Source organism: Citrobacter sp. VF227, assembly GCF_052950715.1.
In genome coordinates this window covers 454,031-471,352 of the sequence record NZ_JBRFVF010000003.1, presented here as the reverse complement: position 1 = coordinate 471,352, position 17,322 = coordinate 454,031, and the positions used below count along the sequence as shown (strand labels likewise).

Annotated in this window: 11 protein-coding genes and 1 pseudogene; 5 read left to right on the top strand and 7 right to left on the bottom strand. The window is 52.8% G+C overall.

The features are described 5' to 3' along the window. Both ACU8YC_RS14570 and ACU8YC_RS14565 read left to right on the top strand, forming a co-directional pair. Positions 1-592 (top strand): annotated as a pseudogene (locus ACU8YC_RS14570) (DUF4942 domain-containing protein); the annotation flags it as partial. 283 nt (positions 593-875) lie between these two features. Next, entirely contained in the window at positions 876-1,223 is a 348-nt protein-coding gene (locus ACU8YC_RS14565) for a YacC family pilotin-like protein (RefSeq protein WP_003018667.1), read from the top strand. Between the two features lie 33 nt (positions 1,224-1,256). On the opposite strand, the gene yacL is transcribed toward ACU8YC_RS14565, so the two are convergent. Both yacL and acnB read right to left on the bottom strand, forming a co-directional pair. Continuing rightward, positions 1,257-1,619, bottom strand: a complete 363-nt coding sequence (gene yacL, locus ACU8YC_RS14560; protein ID WP_151216757.1) for a protein YacL — start codon at positions 1,617-1,619, stop codon at positions 1,257-1,259. Between the two features lie 174 nt (positions 1,620-1,793). Beyond that, positions 1,794-4,391, bottom strand: coding sequence for a bifunctional aconitate hydratase 2/2-methylisocitrate dehydratase (gene acnB / locus ACU8YC_RS14555; protein ID WP_151216756.1), 2,598 nt, complete (start codon positions 4,389-4,391; stop codon positions 1,794-1,796). A 448-nt stretch (positions 4,392-4,839) separates the two neighbouring features. On the opposite strand from acnB, the gene ACU8YC_RS14550 reads away from it, so the two are divergent. After that, positions 4,840-6,426: a DUF3300 domain-containing protein gene (locus tag ACU8YC_RS14550; RefSeq protein ID WP_151216755.1), complete on the top strand. Its 1,587-nt coding sequence runs from the start codon at positions 4,840-4,842 to the stop codon at positions 6,424-6,426. 10 nt (positions 6,427-6,436) lie between these two features. Beyond that, the gene (locus tag ACU8YC_RS14545; RefSeq protein WP_187253728.1) at positions 6,437-7,231 is read left to right on the top strand and encodes a DUF2950 family protein; all 795 of its coding nucleotides are present in this window, start codon (positions 6,437-6,439) and stop codon (positions 7,229-7,231) included. 68 nt (positions 7,232-7,299) lie between these two features. Here the strand turns inward: ACU8YC_RS14545 and traT are convergent, their stop codons facing one another. The 5 genes from traT to pdhR all read right to left on the bottom strand — a co-directional run bounded on the left by traT (position 7,300) and on the right by pdhR (position 15,323). Further along, complete coding sequence (gene traT, locus ACU8YC_RS14540; RefSeq protein WP_032940388.1) at positions 7,300-8,031, bottom strand: conjugal transfer complement resistance protein TraT; 732 nt, start codon at positions 8,029-8,031, stop codon at positions 7,300-7,302. 193 nt (positions 8,032-8,224) lie between these two features. Then, on the bottom strand, positions 8,225-9,649 hold the full coding sequence (gene lpdA / locus ACU8YC_RS14535; protein WP_003018686.1) for a dihydrolipoyl dehydrogenase: 1,425 nt from the start codon (positions 9,647-9,649) through the stop codon (positions 8,225-8,227). Positions 9,650-9,824: 175 nt separating this feature from the next. Further along, positions 9,825-11,717 (bottom strand): pyruvate dehydrogenase complex dihydrolipoyllysine-residue acetyltransferase, encoded by a 1,893-nt coding sequence (gene aceF, locus ACU8YC_RS14530; RefSeq protein WP_187253727.1) that lies wholly within the window; start codon positions 11,715-11,717, stop codon positions 9,825-9,827. 14 nt (positions 11,718-11,731) lie between these two features. Then, complete coding sequence (gene aceE, locus ACU8YC_RS14525) at positions 11,732-14,395, bottom strand: pyruvate dehydrogenase (acetyl-transferring), homodimeric type (RefSeq protein ID WP_040229997.1); 2,664 nt, start codon at positions 14,393-14,395, stop codon at positions 11,732-11,734. A gap of 163 nt (positions 14,396-14,558) precedes the next feature. Continuing rightward, on the bottom strand, positions 14,559-15,323 hold the full coding sequence (gene pdhR / locus ACU8YC_RS14520; protein ID WP_151216752.1) for a pyruvate dehydrogenase complex transcriptional repressor PdhR: 765 nt from the start codon (positions 15,321-15,323) through the stop codon (positions 14,559-14,561). A gap of 564 nt (positions 15,324-15,887) precedes the next feature. Between pdhR and aroP the strand changes: the two genes are divergently transcribed. Continuing rightward, positions 15,888-17,261, top strand: a complete 1,374-nt coding sequence (aroP, locus tag ACU8YC_RS14515) for an aromatic amino acid transporter AroP (protein WP_187253726.1) — start codon at positions 15,888-15,890, stop codon at positions 17,259-17,261. Positions 17,262-17,322: the final 61 nt, after the last annotated feature.

Sequence of the window (17,322 nt, the reverse complement as noted above, 5' to 3'; positions counted from 1 at the left end):
AATGAAAAATTCTGGGATGTTTACCATCATGGGCACTCAGGCGCGTGACCAATAGTACAACTGTCTGGAAAAGGATGACATTCCTGCAGTCAGCGAAGCCAACCTTCTGAATACTTTTGAGCAACTGTATCAAAGTAATGGTGAGGTGTTTGAGCGCGGGGTGATAAACGTGTTTAAAGGGCTGAGCTGGGGCTTTAAAAAGTAACAACCCGTGTAAGTTCGGGAACAAGATCATCGTGAGCGGACTGGTGAGACATGACCGATGGGGCTACAGTCTGAACTGGGGCTGGCAGCGTGACCGGCTTGCTGACCTGGAGCGCATGCTGATGCTGCTGGACAGGAATCCCATTCCTGATAATCGTGCCGATGTGACCGACGTTTGGGCTATCACATTCACGAGAACAGAGGGAGTAACAGTTACGAGGACGGGATGTTTAAAATCAAATACTTTCAAAAAGGAACTGTCCATATTACGTTCAAACGACCGGAGCTGATGGACAGGCTGAACGATATCATCGCCAAGCTCAATCCTGAGGTGCTGTCTACCGGTTGTAAAGATCCAGTTTGTGCTATTATTTTTAACACTGGATAGACTGGGTACAAACAACTTCCAGAACCGTAATAATGTTGTACTGATGCCAAACTCTCAAATCGACGTAAAAAACCATCAGATGTGCAAATTTAACACCCTACATCTAGGGGCCCCGCCAGGGGCCTTTTCTTATTAAATAAATAATGAATGCAGCAATATCAAGGAATATAACGCAATCAAACCCTCCCCTTACGGGAAGGTCAAGTGAATGGCAAATAATAAAGGTCGTCGCTTCGCTCGCAGTGTGCTAACGTTTAAATTCCGTGATGCAGTGGTAGAAGCAATGAAGACGTTTTTCAGAACAGTTTTGTTCGGCAGCCTGATGGCCGTATGCGCAAACAGCTATGCGCTGAGTGAGTCCGAAGCCGAAGATATGGCCGATTTAACGGCAGTTTTTGTTTTTCTGAAAAATGACTGTGGATACCAGAATTTACCTAATGGGCAGATTCGTCGCGCACTGGTCTTTTTTGCCCAGCAAAACCAGTGGGACCTAAGTAATTACGACACCTTCAATATGAAAGCGCTGGGTGAAGACAGCTATCGCGATCTCAGCGGTATCGGCATTCCTACAGCAAAGAAATGCAAAGCGCTCGCGCGTGACTCCCTGAGCCTGTTGGCTTACGTTAAATAGATAGTTTTGCGGAGCCTACAGGCTCCGCATAAATTAACGCTGTTGCACAAATTCGCGGTATGCCGCCACTACCTGAAGAAAATCCTCTACGCCGCAAAGTGAAAAGCTCTCTTCGTCGTAGTAGCTCATCCCCTCTTCTATTTCATCTCCGGAGAACTCCAGTTGATTGGCGCGTACCATCACCTCTTCGCCATCCAGCCAGAGCGTGTATTCATGTCCTGCCCGCTGCCAGGAGCGCTCACTGCCCTTCACCGCACGCGCCGCCTGTTCCACTTCATCAAGTAAGGCCAGGTTTTCTTTCACTTCTTCGTTAAACCAGTGCCCCACCACTTCGTGGCCCATGGACATACGCACTTTTACCACTCCGGTAATATCGCGCAGAAATTCGTAATCCATAATGTCTTCCTCTGCTCCCGGCAATGCGCCAATACCGCATTGCGCCTTGCTGTAATTATCGCAGCAGCGCCGCAGAAAAAAAGCGTAGCGGGTATAAGGAATAGAAATAAAAATGCCCGGAGAAGCCGACTTCTCCGGGCATTGATGCGTTTTTACACAAAACGCGTTAGCGCATTACACCGCGGTCTGGAAAATCACGCCGTCGGCTTTCTCAGTGTACTGAGACAGCTGGTCGAAGTTCAGATAACGGTAGGTGTCGACAGCGGTTTTATCCACCTGCGCCACATAGGTTTGATACTCGTCCGGCGTCGGCAGTTTGCCGATCAGTGCCGCGACCGCCGCCAGCTCCGCAGAAGCCAGGTAGACGTTCGCCCCGGTCCCTAAACGGTTCGGGAAGTTACGGGTAGAGGTCGACACCACGGTTGAGTTGTCCGCCACGCGCGCCTGGTTACCCATGCACAGTGAACAACCCGGGATCTCAATACGCGCCCCGCTCTTGCCAAACACGCTGTAGTAACCTTCTTCGGTCAGCTGCGCGGCGTCCATACGGGTTGGCGGCGCCACCCACAGACGCGTCGGCAGCTGGCCTTTGTGCGCATCCAGCAGCTTACCGGCCGCACGGAAGTGGCCGATGTTGGTCATACAGGAACCGATAAACACTTCGTCAATCTTCTCGCCCTGCACGTCAGACAGCAGACGCGCATCGTCCGGATCGTTCGGCGCACACAGGATTGGCTCTTTAATATCCGCCAGATCGATGTCGATCACCGCCGCGTATTCTGCGTCAGCATCGGCTTCCAGCAACTGCGGATCCGCCAGCCATTTTTCCATCCCCTGCACACGACGTTCCAGCGTACGGCGATCGCCGTAACCTTCTGCGATCATCCACTTCAGCAGTACGATGTTAGAGTTCAGATACTCAACGATCGGCTCTTTGTTCAACTTGATGGTACAACCGGCAGCGGAACGTTCAGCGGAGGCATCGGTCAGTTCGAACGCCTGCTCCACTTTCAGATCCGGCAGACCTTCGATTTCCAGGATGCGGCCAGAGAAGATGTTTTTCTTGCCTTTCTTCTCAACGGTCAGCAGCCCCTGTTTGATCGCATACAGCGGAATGGCGTGTACCAGATCGCGCAGGGTGATGCCCGGCTGCATTTTACCTTTAAAACGAACCAGAACGGATTCCGGCATATCCAGCGGCATCACGCCGGTCGCCGCGGCAAACGCGACCAGACCCGAACCTGCCGGGAAGGAGATGCCAATCGGGAAACGGGTATGGGAGTCACCGCCGGTGCCGACAGTATCCGGCAGCAGCATGCGGTTCAGCCAGGAGTGGATGACGCCATCGCCAGGACGCAACGACACCCCGCCACGGTTCATGATGAAATCTGGCAGCGTGTGGTGCGTGGTTACGTCAACCGGCTTCGGATACGCGGCGGTATGACAGAAGGACTGCATCACCAGATCAGCTGAGAAGCCCAGGCACGCCAGGTCTTTCAGTTCATCACGGGTCATCGGGCCGGTAGTATCCTGAGAACCCACGGAGGTCATCTTCGGTTCGCAGTACGCGCCCGGACGAATACCTTTCACGCCGCAGGCGCGGCCAACCATTTTCTGTGCCAACGAGAAGCCGCGGCTGCTTTCCGCCACGTCTTTCGCCTGACGGAAGACGTCTGAGTGCGGCAGACCCAGCGCTTCGCGCGCTTTGGTGGTCAGGCCACGACCGATGATCAGCGGAATACGGCCACCGGCACGCACTTCGTCGATCAGCACGTCGGTTTTCAGCTCAAAGCTGGCCAGCAGTTCGCCGGTTTCGTGGTTACGCACCTCGCCTTTGAACGGGTAAACGTCAATCACGTCCCCCATGTTCATGTTTGAAACGTCGACTTCAATTGGCAGCGCACCCGCATCTTCCATGGTGTTGAAGAAGATCGGCGCAATTTTGCCGCCGAGGCACAGACCGCCACCGCGCTTGTTCGGCACATGCGGGATATCATCGCCCATGAACCACAGCACGGAGTTGGTGGCGGATTTACGCGAAGAGCCGGTACCGACAACGTCACCCACATAAGCCAGCGGGTAGCCTTTTTTCTGCAATTCTTCGATCTGTTTGATCGGGCCTACCACGCCCGGCTGATCCGGGTTAATGCCTTCACGGGCGTTTTTCAGCATCGCCAGCGCGTGCAGCGGGATATCCGGGCGAGACCATGCGTCCGGTGCCGGAGAGAGGTCATCGGTGTTGGTTTCACCGGTCACTTTAAAGACGGTAACGGTGATTTTTTCAGCCAGAGCAGGACGGTTCAGGAACCATTCGGCATCAGCCCAGGACTGCATTACCTGCTTCGCATATTCGTTGCCCGCTTTGGCTTTTTCTTCCACATCGTAGAAGTTATCGAACATCAGCAGCGTTGAAGAGAGCGCTTTGGCGGCAATCGGCGCCAGTTTGGCATCGTCCAGCGCGTCGATCAGCGGATGAATGTTGTAACCACCCTGCATGGTGCCCAGCAGTTCAATGGCTTTTTCTGGTGTTACCAGCGGGGAGGTGGTGTCGCCTTTCGCGACGGCAGCGAGAAAACCGGCTTTAACATAAGCGGCTTCATCTACGCCAGGAGGAACACGGTTGATCAACAGGTCTAACAGGAATTCTTCTTCGCCCACAGGCGGGGTCTTCAGCAGCTCGACAAGTGCGGCCATTTGGGTTGCGTCTAAAGGTTTTGGCACAATCCCCTGGGCAGCACGCTCAGCTACGTGCTTACGGTATTCTTCTAGCACGACGATATCTCCTCGCTCTCATTGTCATAATGCGGCGCTTTTGTAGATGGGCGATTCTCTTCACGCTCCTGTGAGACAGTAGTTAGTAGGGTAAATGCCCGGTACCGCATAAGGCACAATAACAGGATTTTCATTAAGTGTTAATCTGTTTACAAAAAAGCAACATAAAAAATTGGCTGAATCGTTAAGAATGGTATAGCGACAAGGCGAGAGGCAATTAAGGCTGCCTGAAGGCGCCCTGAAACGATTGATTTTCAAGCGCGACCTGCTGAATATTCCAGCGATTTCTCAGCCATCAGATATAATTGTGTAATAAATCTTCACACTCTTTTTCCGGACCTCCCGGCTGAATCCCCAATAAAAGTCAAAACTGTCTAACACGGGTGAATAATACTCGCGGCAACAGGAACGCCTCACGGCACAGCGCTTGTCTCGTTGGAGTCATTTTATGAAGTTGCCCTTTAAGCCACACTTGCTTGTCCTTCTGTGCAGTGCCGGGCTGTTTGCCGCCTCTGGCGTGATGTTCGTTAAAAGTCGCACCACGGAGCCTGCCCCGGTGACACAGCAACCGTCAGTACCGGCTCCAGCTCCCGTAGCGGCCCCTACCCCGGTCGACCAACCAGCGCCTGCTGCAATACCTACGTACACGGCGGCACAAATCGATCAGTGGGTTGCGCCTATCGCACTCTATCCGGACTCACTACTGTCGCAAATTTTGATGGCTTCAACCTACCCGGCCAACGTCATCCAGGCCGCGCAGTGGTCTAAAGACAACCCCAAAATGCAGGGTGACGCCGCTATTCAGGCCGTTGCCAGTCAACCCTGGGATCCCAGCGTGAAATCGCTGGTGGCTTTTCCGCAGTTAATGTCGCTGATGGGTGAAAATCCGCCGTGGGTACAGAGCCTGGGAGATGCTTTCCTTGCACAACCAAAAGATGTTATGGATTCCGTGCAACGCCTGCGTGCGCTGGCGCAACAGACCGGGGCGTTACAATCGACACCGCAGCAGACAGTCACCACCGTGACCAAAGCAGCACCGTCTAAAACCGTAGCCAGCGAGTCGACAACCCGTTCAGCGAGCACATCAGCCACAACGGCCACAGCAAGCCCAACGGTAATTAAGATTGAATCCGCCGATCCGCAGGTGGTGTACGTTCCCACCTATAACCCGAATACGGTTTACGGTACCTGGCCAAATACAGCTTATCCGCCAACCTATCTGCCACCAACGCCAGGTGAGCAGTTTGGCAACAGCTTCGTTAACGGTTTAGGCTTCAGCCTCGGCGTTGCCACAACTTATGCCATCTTCAGCAATATCGACTGGGATGACGATGATGACTGGGATCATCATCATAATGATGACTGGGATAACCATGGCGGTTATAACCGTAACGGTGATAACAACATCAATATCAACGTTGATAATTTCAATAAAATCAGTGGACAACGGCTGACGGACGCCAACCGAACCTGGCAGCACAACCCGGCCTATCGCGAGGGCGTGCCATACCCTAATAGCCAACTCAATAACCGCTTTCACGCCACCAACACAGCTACCGGGCTCAGTTCAACACAGCAAAAACCGGTTAACCGCGATAGCCAGCGTCAGGCAGCCCTGAGCCAGATGGAAAAATCGACGGGGAAAACATTCCCGCAGACGGCGCGTACGGGCACGAAAGACGCCCAGCGTCAGGCATCCAGCCAACAGCTGAAGCAAATTTCCCAGCGTAATAACTACCGTGGCTACGACACCAAACCGCAGACGACGAAGCGGAGCACCACGCAGCAGCGAGAAAATCGCCAGACCACCTCGCAAAGACAAGAGAAACGCGCATCACAGCCCGCACAGCAACGTCCTCCCCAGCAGCGAAGCACTCAGCCACGGGCCAATGCGCTGAGCGGCAACGATAGCCGCTCCGCGAACTGGCAGGCACAGCAGCAGCGCGGCGCACAAAGCAGACAACTCGCTGCCCGCCAGCAGCCACGTCAGGCGTCTGGTGGACGCGCTGAACACCGTGAATTTCGTCATCGTTAAGGGAGCCGACATGAAAAATAAACTACTTAGTGGAATGGTGTTGTTCATGCTTTCGGCCTCGGTGATGGCGCAGCAATCCTTTAGCACACCTGACCAGGCAACCGATGCACTTGCCAAAGCCATTAGTGAGCAAAATGAGAGCGCGATGAGCAGCCTGCTTGGCGATAACTGGCGCGATTTTCTGCCGCCGGAAGGCGTTGATCCGAATGCTGTCGATCGTTTCCTGCGCGACTGGAAGGTTCATCATAGCACCGTCATTGACGGTGATACGGCGCATCTGGTTGTCGGAGACAGCAACTGGCAACTGCCGATCCCTGTTGTCAAAACCACTTCCGGCTGGCGATTTGACATGCTTGAAGCTGCCGAAGAGATCCAGACCCGCGAAATTGGCCGCAACGAACTCGCCGCCATTGAGGCATTACACGCCTATGTAGATGCTCAGCAGAGCTATTTTGCGATGAACCAAAAATACGCGCAAAAGATTGTCAGTTCTGATGGGAAAAAGGATGGTCTGTACTGGCCAGTTTCGCCCGGCGAAGCACCAAGCCCGCTTGGCCCAGCCTTCAGTCCACAGGAGCCTGGTACGGGCTATCACGGCTATCGTTTTCGTATCCTTCCCGACAAAAGCAGCGGATTTGCTATGGTTGCCTGGCCTGTTAGCTATGGTCAGACGGGCGTCATGAGCTTTGTGATAAACCAGGACGACAAGGTGTACCAGTCCGATCTCGGCAGTGATTCTGATCAGAAAGCTCGGGCGCTGTCCACCTATAGCCCAGATAAAAGCTGGCAGCCCGTCGCCCCCTGAGTAACGTCAACGGACCACATTTTATAAGCCGGGTAAGGCGAAGTAGCCACCCGGCTACTCAATTTAAATTACAGGATATTAGCGACGGATTTCGCCAGTTGCGCTTCCAGAACCGGCTTCGCTTCTTCGAATTTCAGGTTCACCTTGTTGGCATTAGACACGACGCGGGTTTGGTATTTTGCGCGATCGCCCTGTGCGCTGCTGGTTTGCAGCTTGATACCGGATGTGCCCTGACGCAGTGCGGCAACGTTATCCGTCGTCACTTTCGCTTTGCTACGCTCGGAGATCTGCAGGTCAGTAACCATGGTGTAATTCACATCTTCTACCATGGCATCCGCGGCCATACCGATCAGTCCCGCCGCCAGGCCAACACCCAGCGCCGCGCCGGAGGAGTTGCTGTTATAAGCAGTAATCCCCGCGCCCAGAGCCGCCCCCATCGCCGCCCCTTCATAGCCGGTCTTCAGGAATCCCTGAGCTTCACGCAGATCCATTTTGTCCGCTTTCAGAACGTTCGCCTGTACCCAGTAGTATGCGCTGTCCGGTGAACTGGTCACCTTATAGCCCTTTGCTGAGAGATCATTTGCCAGCAGAGTTTGCAGGTTGCTCATGTCTTTATCAGAAGTGTTTTTTACCTGAATGTAGACGGTCTTCTCGCTGGAAGGCTCCAGCCAGATGGTTTCGCTCATCTGCGTTTTCACTTCAAGATTACGTTTTTTAACGGCAGTAGTCATGGCACCACACCCGGTCAGCGTCATTGTCGCGACAACCATGCCAACAACCGCGATTTTTTTTAAAGACATGTTTTTTCCTTTTTTCGTGTAATAAGAGTCCAGAGCCTCTTCTCCGTGCGACCAGTAGCCACACAATGGCGAAAAAAGTATCGGCAGTTGCGCAATTTTTTTTAGCGAAAATATCAATAAGATGACTACCAGAACAGGTAGCTTTAGGTCAAAAAAAACGCCTCAGAAGAGGCGTTTTCACAAAGCGGGAAGATTACTTCTTCTTCGCTTTCGGGTTTGGCAGGTCGGTGATGCTACCTTCGAACACTTCTGCCGCCAGACCCACAGACTCATGCAGAGTCGGGTGCGCGTGGATGGTCAGCGCGATGTCTTCAGCGTCACAACCCATTTCGATCGCCAGACCGATTTCGCCCAGCAGCTCGCCGCCGTTAGTACCGACAATCGCACCACCGATAACACGGTGAGACTCTTTGTCGAAAATCAGTTTGGTCATACCGTCCGCGCAGTCGGAGGCGATAGCACGGCCAGAAGCAGCCCACGGGAAGGTGGCGGTTTCGTAGCTGATGCCTTTTTCTTTTGCTTCTTTCTCGGTCAGGCCAACCCATGCCACTTCTGGTTCAGTGTAGGCGATGGATGGGATAACTTTCGGATCGAAGTAGTGTTTCTTACCGGCGATAACTTCAGCGGCAACGTGACCTTCGTGAACACCTTTGTGCGCCAGCATCGGCTGACCGACGATATCGCCGATAGCAAAGATGTGCGGCACATTGGTGCGCAGCTGTTTGTCAACGCGGATGAAGCCACGGTCATCAACTTCCACGCCCGCTTTGCCCGCGTCGAGGTTTTTGCCGTTCGGTACACGACCGATTGCCACCAGTACGGCGTCGTAACGCTGTGCTTCAGCAGGCGCTTTTTTGCCTTCCATGGAAACGTAGATGCCGTCTTCTTTCGCTTCAACGGCGGTCACTTTAGTTTCCAGCATCAGGTTGAATTTCTTGCTGATGCGTTTAGTGAAGACTTTAACCACGTCTTTATCGGCAGCCGGGATAACCTGGTCGAACATTTCAACCACGTCGATCTCTGAACCCAGCGCATGGTACACGGTACCCATTTCCAGACCAATGATACCGCCGCCCATAACCAGCAGGCGTTTAGGAACGGTTTTCAGTTCCAGCGCATCAGTGGAATCCCACACGCGCGGATCTTCATGCGGAATGAATGGCAGTTCGATCGGACGGGAACCCGCCGCGATGATCGCGTTGTCGAAGTTGATCACGGTTTTGCCGTTTTCGCCTTCAACTTCCAGGGTGTTCGCCCCGGTGAATTTACCCAGACCGTTAACCACTTTCACTTTACGGCCTTTAGCCATACCAGCCAGACCGCCGGTCAGCTGAGTGATAACTTTTTCTTTCCAGGTACGAATCTTGTCGATATCGGTTTTCGGCTCGCCAAAAACGATACCGTGTTCAGCCAGCGCTTTGGCTTCTTCGATAACTTTTGCTACGTGCAGCAGCGCTTTAGAAGGGATACAGCCGACGTTCAGACAAACACCACCGAGGGTGCTGTAACGTTCTACGATGACGGTCTCCAGACCTAAATCTGCGCAACGGAAGGCAGCAGAGTAACCTGCAGGGCCTGCCCCAAGTACCACGACCTGAGTTTTGATTTCAGTGCTCATCATGACCTCTTAATTTATACCCGTCGTCCACCGGGTCGTTCTATCCGCCCGTATTTTACAAAATTGTTAACAATTTTGAAACAACAAACGGCAACCGATTTGTCTTTCGCACAATAACCTCACTGACTTCATGAGATTACCAGAAAAAAGCCGGCCGTCGGGCCGGCTTTTTCGCTTACATCACCAGGCGGCGAATGTCAGACAGCATGTTGTTGATGATGGTAATAAAGCGCGCACCATCCGCACCGTCGATTACGCGGTGGTCGAAGGAGAGCGAAATCGGCATCATCAGACGCGGCATAAACTCTTTACCGTTCCACACTGGCTCCATAGAGGACTTGGAGACACCGAGGATAGCCACTTCCGGCGCGTTCACAATCGGCGCGAAGTGGGTAGTACCCAGGCCGCCGATGCTGGAGATAGTGAAGCAACCGCCCTGCATTTCGCCAGCGGTCAGCTTGCCATCACGCGCTTTCTTGGAGATCACGGTCAGTTCACGAGACAGCTCGGTAATGCTCTTCTTGTTCACGTCTTTGAAGACCGGAACCACCAGACCATTCGGCGTATCTACCGCCACACCGATGTTGATGTATTTTTTCAGAGTCAGGCGCTGACCGTCTTCAGACAGAGAGCTGTTGAAGCGTGGCATCTGTTCCAGAGCAGCTGCAACGGCTTTCATGATGAAGACCACTGGGGTGAATTTCACGTCCAGTTTACGTTTCTCAGCTTCGGCGTTCTGTTGTTTACGGAACGCTTCCAGATCGGTGATATCGGTCTTATCGAAGTGCGTAACGTGCGGGATCATCACCCAGTTACGGCTCAGGTTAGCACCAGAGATTTTCTGGATACGGCCCAGTTCCACTTCTTCGATTTCGCCGAACTTGCTGAAGTCCACTTTCGGCCAAGGCAGCATACCCGGGATACCACCGCCTGCTGCTGCAGTCGGAGCCGCTTCAGCACGCTTGATTGCATCTTTCACGTAAGCCTGAACGTCTTCACGCAGGATACGACCTTTGCGGCCAGACCCTTTCACTTTCGCCAGGTTAACACCAAATTCGCGCGCCAGGCGACGAATCAGCGGCGTAGCGTGGACATAAGCGTCGTTCTCAGCAAATTCAGATTTGCTTTCTGCTTTCGCTGCCGCAGCAGGTGCTGCTGCTTGTGCAGGTGCAGCGGCCGGAGCCGGAGCCGCAGCTTGCGCAGGAGCGGCTGCCGGTGCTGCGCCTTCTACTTCGAAGACCATAATCAGAGAACCGGTTTTCACTTTGTCGCCGGTGCTGATTTTGATTTCTTTTACGGTACCGGCGAACGGTGCCGGAACTTCCATAGAGGCTTTGTCGCCTTCTACGGTGATCAGTGACTGCTCAGCGGCAATTTTATCGCCCACTTTCACCATCACTTCAGTGACTTCAACTTCGTCACCGCCGATGTCCGGTACGTTAACGTCTTTCGAACCAGAAGCCGCTGGAGCCGCTGCAGCTGCCGGAGCGGCAGCCTGAGCCGGTGCGGCAGCAGGCGCTGCGCCCGCCACTTCGAAGACCATAATCAGGGAACCGGTAGACACTTTGTCGCCGGTGTTGATTTTGATCTCTTTAACGGTACCCGCGAACGGCGCCGGAACTTCCATGGAAGCCTTGTCACCTTCAACGGTGATCAGAGACTGTTCAGCCGCAACGGTGTCGCCCACTTTAACCATGACTTCGGTAACTTCAACTTCGTCACCACCGATGTCCGGTACGTGGACTTCTTTCGCCGCTGCCGCAGCAGGTGCTGCAGGCGCACTCGCAGCTTCTTTCTTCTCTTCTGCCGGAGCAGGTGCAGCAGCTGCTGCACCGTCGGCGGAATCGAAAATCATGATCAGTTTGCCGGTCTCAGTTTTGTCGCCAACAGAGACTTTGATCTCTTTAACGATACCAGCCTGAGGAGACGGAACTTCCATAGAGGCCTTGTCGCCTTCTACGGTGATCAGCGACTGTTCAGCTTCAACTTTGTCGCCCACTTTGACCAGGATCTCGGTGATTTCAACTTCATCAGCCCCGATGTCCGGTACATTGATTTCGATAGCCATTATTCTTTTACCTCTTACGCCAGACGCGGGTTAACTTTATCTGCATCGATGTTGAATTTGATGATTGCGTCAGCAACCACTTTCTTATCGATTTCGCCACGTTTAGCCAATTCGCCCAGGGCCGCTACAACCACATAGGAAGCATCAACTTCGAAGTGGTGACGCAAGTTTTCACGGCTGTCAGAGCGACCGAAACCGTCAGTACCCAGTACGCGATAGTCATCAGCCGGTACATAAGTACGAACCTGTTCGGCAAACAGTTTCATATAGTCAGTAGATGCCACTGCCGGCGCGTCGTTCATCACCTGAGCGATGTACGGAACGCGAGGCGTTTCCATCGGGTGCAGCATGTTCCAGCGCTCACAATCCTGGCCATCACGCGCCAGTTCAGTGAAGGAAGTGACGCTATACACGTCAGAGCCTACGCCGTAGTCGTTCGCCAGGATCTGCGCAGCTTCACGGACGTGACGCAGGATAGAACCGGAGCCCAGCAGCTGAACTTTACCTTTCTTACCTTCGAGGGTTTCAAGTTTGTAGATACCTTTACGGATACCTTCCTCGGCACCTGCTGGCATGGCCGGCATGTGGTAGTTTTCGTTCAGCGTGGTGATGTAGTAGTAAACGTTCTCTTGTTTCTCACCGTACATACGCTCCAGACCATCGTGCATGATGACCGCAACTTCGTACGCGTAAGACGGATCGTAAGAGATACAGTTCGGGATAGTCAGAGACTGAATATGGCTGTGACCATCTTCGTGCTGCAGACCTTCGCCGTTCAGCGTCGTACGACCGGAAGTACCACCGATCAGGAAGCCACGAGCCTGTTGGTCACCAGCCTGCCAGCACAGATCACCGATACGCTGGAACCCGAACATGGAGTAGTAGATGTAGAACGGGATCATCGGCAGATCGTTGGTGCTGTAAGAGGTCGCAGCAGCCAACCAGGATGCGCCAGCACCCAGCTCGTTGATGCCTTCCTGCAGGATCTGACCTTTCTCGTCTTCTTTGTAGTAAGCAACCTGCTCACGGTCCTGCGGGGTGTACTGCTGGCCGTTCGGGCTGTAAATACCGATCTGGCGGAACAGGCCTTCCATACCGAAAGTACGTGCTTCGTCAGCGATGATCGGCACCAGACGATCTTTGATCGACTTGTTCTTCAGCATCACGTTCAGTGCACGAACGAAAGCGATAGTGGTGGAGATTTCTTTGTTCTGCTCTTCCAGCAGCGCGCCGAAGTCTTCCAGAGCTGGCAGTTCCAGCTTCTCGGTGAAATTCGGCTGACGAGCAGGCAGGTAGCCGTGCAGCTTCTGACGCTGAGCGTGCAGATAAGTGTGCTCTTCAGAACCTTCCGGGAAGGTGATGTAAGACAGGTTTTCAACCTGCTCATCGGTCACAGGAACGTTGAAACGGTCGCGGATGTAACGCACGCCGTCCATGTTCATTTTCTTAACCTGGTGAGCGATGTTTTTACCTTCGGCGGTGTCACCCATGCCGTAACCTTTGATGGTATGGGCGAGGATTACAGTTGCTTTGCCTTTGGTTTCCTGTGCTTTTTTCAGCGCAGCGTAGACTTTCTTCGGATCGTGACCACCGCGGTTCAGAGCCCAAATCTGCTCGTCAGTCCAGTCAGCAACCAGTGCTGCGGTTTCCGGGTATTTACCGAAGAAGTGCTCACGAACGTATGCGCCGTCTTTGGATTTGAAGGTCTGGTAGTCGCCATCAACAGTTTCGTTCATCAGTTGGATCAGTTTACCGCTGGTGTCTTTACGCAGCAGCTCATCCCAACGACCGCCCCACATGACTTTGATAACGTTCCAGCCAGCACCTGCGAAGATGCCTTCCAGTTCGTTAACAATCTTGCCGTTACCGGTGACCGGGCCGTCAAGACGCTGCAGGTTACAGTTGATTACAAAGACCAGGTTGTCCAGTTTTTCACGGGTCGCGATGGTGATCGCACCTTTAGATTCTGGCTCGTCCATCTCACCGTCGCCCAGGAAGGCGTAAACGGTTTGTTTAGAGGTATCTTTCAGGCCACGGTGTTCCAGATATTTCAGGAATTTAGCCTGGTAGATAGCACCGATTGGACCCAGACCCATAGATACGGTCGGGAACTGCCAGAATTCAGGCATCAGTTTCGGGTGCGGGTAGGAAGACAGGCCTTTGCCATGAACTTCCTGACGGAAGTTGTTCATCTGCTCTTCAGTCAGACGACCTTCCAGGAATGCGCGTGCGTAGATGCCCGGAGAGATGTGGCCCTGGAAGTAAATCAGGTCGCCGCCATCCTGCTCGTTGCGTGCACGGAAGAAGTGGTTGAAGCAAACATCATATACCGTAGCGGAGGACTGGAAGGATGCCATGTGACCACCCAGCTCGAGGTCCTTTTTAGACGCACGCAGTACGGTCATGATGGCGTTCCAGCGAATTGCAGAACGAATACGACGTTCCAGCTCCAGATTGCCCGGGTATTCCGGTTCATCTTCAACGGCAATAGTGTTTACATAATTGCTTGCCCCTGCACCTGCCGCTACTTTCACGCCGCCTTTGCGAGCTTCTGAAAGCAGTTGGTCGATCAGATACTGAGCACGCTCAACACCTTCTTCACGGATGACCGATTCGATCGCCTGTAGCCAGTCGCGAGTTTCGATCGGATCCACGTCATTTGGGAAACGTTCTGACATGGGGGTATTCCTTATCTATCTAATACGTTGAGTTATCTGGAACCTGTCCCATTGCGTTCTCGCCAGAGAACGCAATAAGACAGGTTCTGCGTTTAGTTGCCGCGCACTTTAATTGGCGCTTGATTTACAACATCTTCTGGTTAACGTTCTACCAGAAAAATCACTAATTCTTTCGTTGCTCCAGGCGGCGTAAGGCGCGTTCACGACGACTTTCCTCACGACTTCTGTCCAGCAGAATCTCTTCGATAAAGGCCAGGTGACGGTGAGACGCTTCACGCGCATCAATAGGCTTCCCAGCGATAATTGCTTCAAAGATACGGGTACGGTGACTGCTTACCAGCGGCAACATCTCGCGACGCGCATACAGCAATTCGAAGTTTTGCCGAACGTTCTGGGCCAGCATTGGCTCCATACACCTTAGCAAATGGAGCAGCACCACATTATGCGCCGCTTCGGTGACAGCAATTTGATACTGCAGTACCGCATCAGATTCGCCGTCAAGATCGCCGGACTGTTGAGCCAGCTCGATCGCATGGTGGAGTTCACGGATTCGCGTTTTGTCTTCATCCGTGCTGCGCAGTGCAGCGTAATAGGCTGCAATACCTTCCAGCGCATGGCGCGTCTCAAGCAGGTCAAACTGGGATTCAGGATGGTCGGAGAGCAGCTCTACCAGTGGGTCGCTAAAGCTTTGCCACAGGCTGCTCTGAACAAAAGTGCCACCGCCCTGACGACGAAGCAGTAACCCCTTCGCTTCAAGGCGTTGGATCGCCTCGCGTAAGGAGGGGCGGGAGACGTCGAACTGCTTTGCCAGCTCGCGTTCCGGTGGGAGTTTTTCTCCGGGGCGAAGTGTCCCCTCAAGAATTAAAAACTCCAGCTGCTGCTCAATCACATCGGAGAGTTTTGGTTGGCGGATTTTGCTGTAGGCCATGATTTCCTGTCTTAAGCCATTTGCCCGGAGTCAATTGGTCTTACCAATTTCATGTTCTTGACGCTAAAGTAACAAAGTATTCACCTTCTGTCCATACAGGTTTTGATTGAAATCAGTAAAGGGGGCATATTTTAACAACATTACAGATATAACGTTTCAAACATGTAACTATGCACAAATGTTAAATTTACCCACCCCGAGGTAGTTTTAACGGAATTGAAACGAAAAGTTATCTTATCTGAACCGATTCACCAGCTTATTTATCGATATTTCAATTACAAATAATGAATAGAAATTCAAAATGGAAATTTTGAGGTAGATAAACTCGCATTTACAAATGGTTTCTTTTTATTCAACTCGATAGCTTCCCCGCATAAAGCAGGTGCATTCGCGCTCGCATATCATTATTCTGATCAAGACAAAAGTATTAAGGCAACATTTTATCAAAAGCATCTGTAAACAAATTAATACAACAAACGGAATTGCAAACTTACACACGCATTGCTGCGTAGTTCAAAAAATAAGTACTCGAAAGATGAAGAGTAAAACCACACACGAGGTTTAATGATGGAAAGTCAACAGCATGGCGATCAGCTCAAGCGCGGTCTTAAGAACCGCCATATACAGCTAATCGCACTGGGTGGCGCGATTGGTACCGGGTTATTCCTCGGTAGCGCATCCGTTATCCAGTCTGCAGGACCGGGGATTATTCTGGGTTACGCTATTGCCGGCTTTATCGCCTTTTTGATTATGCGCCAGCTTGGTGAAATGGTGGTTGAAGAGCCGGTAGCAGGCTCCTTTAGTCACTTTGCTTATAAATACTGGGGGAGTTTTGCGGGTTTCGCCTCTGGCTGGAACTACTGGGTGCTGTACGTTCTGGTTGCCATGGCTGAGCTGACGGCTGTCGGTAAATATATCCAGTTCTGGTACCCGGAGATCCCAACCTGGGCCTCTGCGGCAGCTTTCTTCGTGATTATCAACGCCATCAACCTGACCAACGTAAAAGTGTTTGGTGAGATGGAGTTCTGGTTTGCCATTATTAAAGTCATTGCCGTAGTCGCGATGATTATCTTCGGCGGCTGGCTGTTATTCAGCGGCAACGGCGGGCCGCAGGCCAGCGTCAGTAACCTGTGGAACCAGGGTGGCTTCCTGCCGCACGGCTTCACCGGTCTGGTGATGATGATGGCGATTATTATGTTCTCTTTCGGTGGGCTGGAGCTGGTCGGGATCACCGCAGCAGAAGCCGATAACCCGGAGCAAAGTATTCCCAAAGCCACCAACCAGGTTATCTACCGTATCCTGATTTTCTATGTGGGCTCGTTGGCTGTTCTGCTTTCCCTGATGCCATGGACGCGCGTCACGGCTGATACCAGCCCGTTTGTCCTCATTTTCCACGAACTGGGCGATACGTTTGTTGCCAATGCGCTGAACATCGTGGTGCTGACCGCCGCTCTTTCTGTCTATAACAGCTGCGTTTACTGCAACAGCCGCATGCTGTTCGGTCTTGCACAGCAGGGCAACGCGCCAAAAGCGCTGATGAATGTCGACAAACGCGGCGTACCGGTGAACACCATTCTGGTTTCCGCGCTGGTTACGGCTCTGTGTGTGCTGATCAACTATCTGGCGCCAGAATCAGCCTTTGGTCTGCTGATGGCGCTGGTGGTTTCCGCGCTGGTGATCAACTGGGCAATGATCAGCCTGGCGCACATGAAGTTCCGCAAAGCCAAACAGCAGCAGGGGGTTACCACCCGCTTCCCGGCTCTGCTCTATCCGCTGGGTAACTGGGTATGCCTGATTTTCATGGCCGCAGTACTGGTGATTATGCTGATGACGCCGGGCATGGCGATCTCAGTGTACTTAATCCCGGTATGGATTGCTGTTCTTGGCATTGGTTACCTGTTCAAGCAGAAAACCGCCGGCACAGTTAAAGCACATTAATTTTCCCTCCCCCACCTGCACCAGGTGGGGGTTGTTACCTGCCTCACACTTTCCCACTCAT

Coding starts and splice junctions, on each gene's coding strand:
- ACU8YC_RS14565 (WP_003018667.1), top strand. CDS start 876: ATGAAGACGTTTTTCAGAACAGTTTTGTTCGGCAGCCTGATGGCCGTA.
- yacL (WP_151216757.1), bottom strand. CDS start 1,619: ATGGATTACGAATTTCTGCGCGATATTACCGGAGTGGTAAAAGTGCGT.
- ACU8YC_RS14550 (WP_151216755.1), top strand. CDS start 4,840: ATGAAGTTGCCCTTTAAGCCACACTTGCTTGTCCTTCTGTGCAGTGCC.
- ACU8YC_RS14545 (WP_187253728.1), top strand. CDS start 6,437: ATGAAAAATAAACTACTTAGTGGAATGGTGTTGTTCATGCTTTCGGCC.
- traT (WP_032940388.1), bottom strand. CDS start 8,031: ATGTCTTTAAAAAAAATCGCGGTTGTTGGCATGGTTGTCGCGACAATG.
- lpdA (WP_003018686.1), bottom strand. CDS start 9,649: ATGAGCACTGAAATCAAAACTCAGGTCGTGGTACTTGGGGCAGGCCCT.
- aceF (WP_187253727.1), bottom strand. CDS start 11,717: ATGGCTATCGAAATCAATGTACCGGACATCGGGGCTGATGAAGTTGAA.
- aceE (WP_040229997.1), bottom strand. CDS start 14,395: ATGTCAGAACGTTTCCCAAATGACGTGGATCCGATCGAAACTCGCGAC.
- pdhR (WP_151216752.1), bottom strand. CDS start 15,323: ATGGCCTACAGCAAAATCCGCCAACCAAAACTCTCCGATGTGATTGAG.
- aroP (WP_187253726.1), top strand. CDS start 15,888: ATGATGGAAAGTCAACAGCATGGCGATCAGCTCAAGCGCGGTCTTAAG.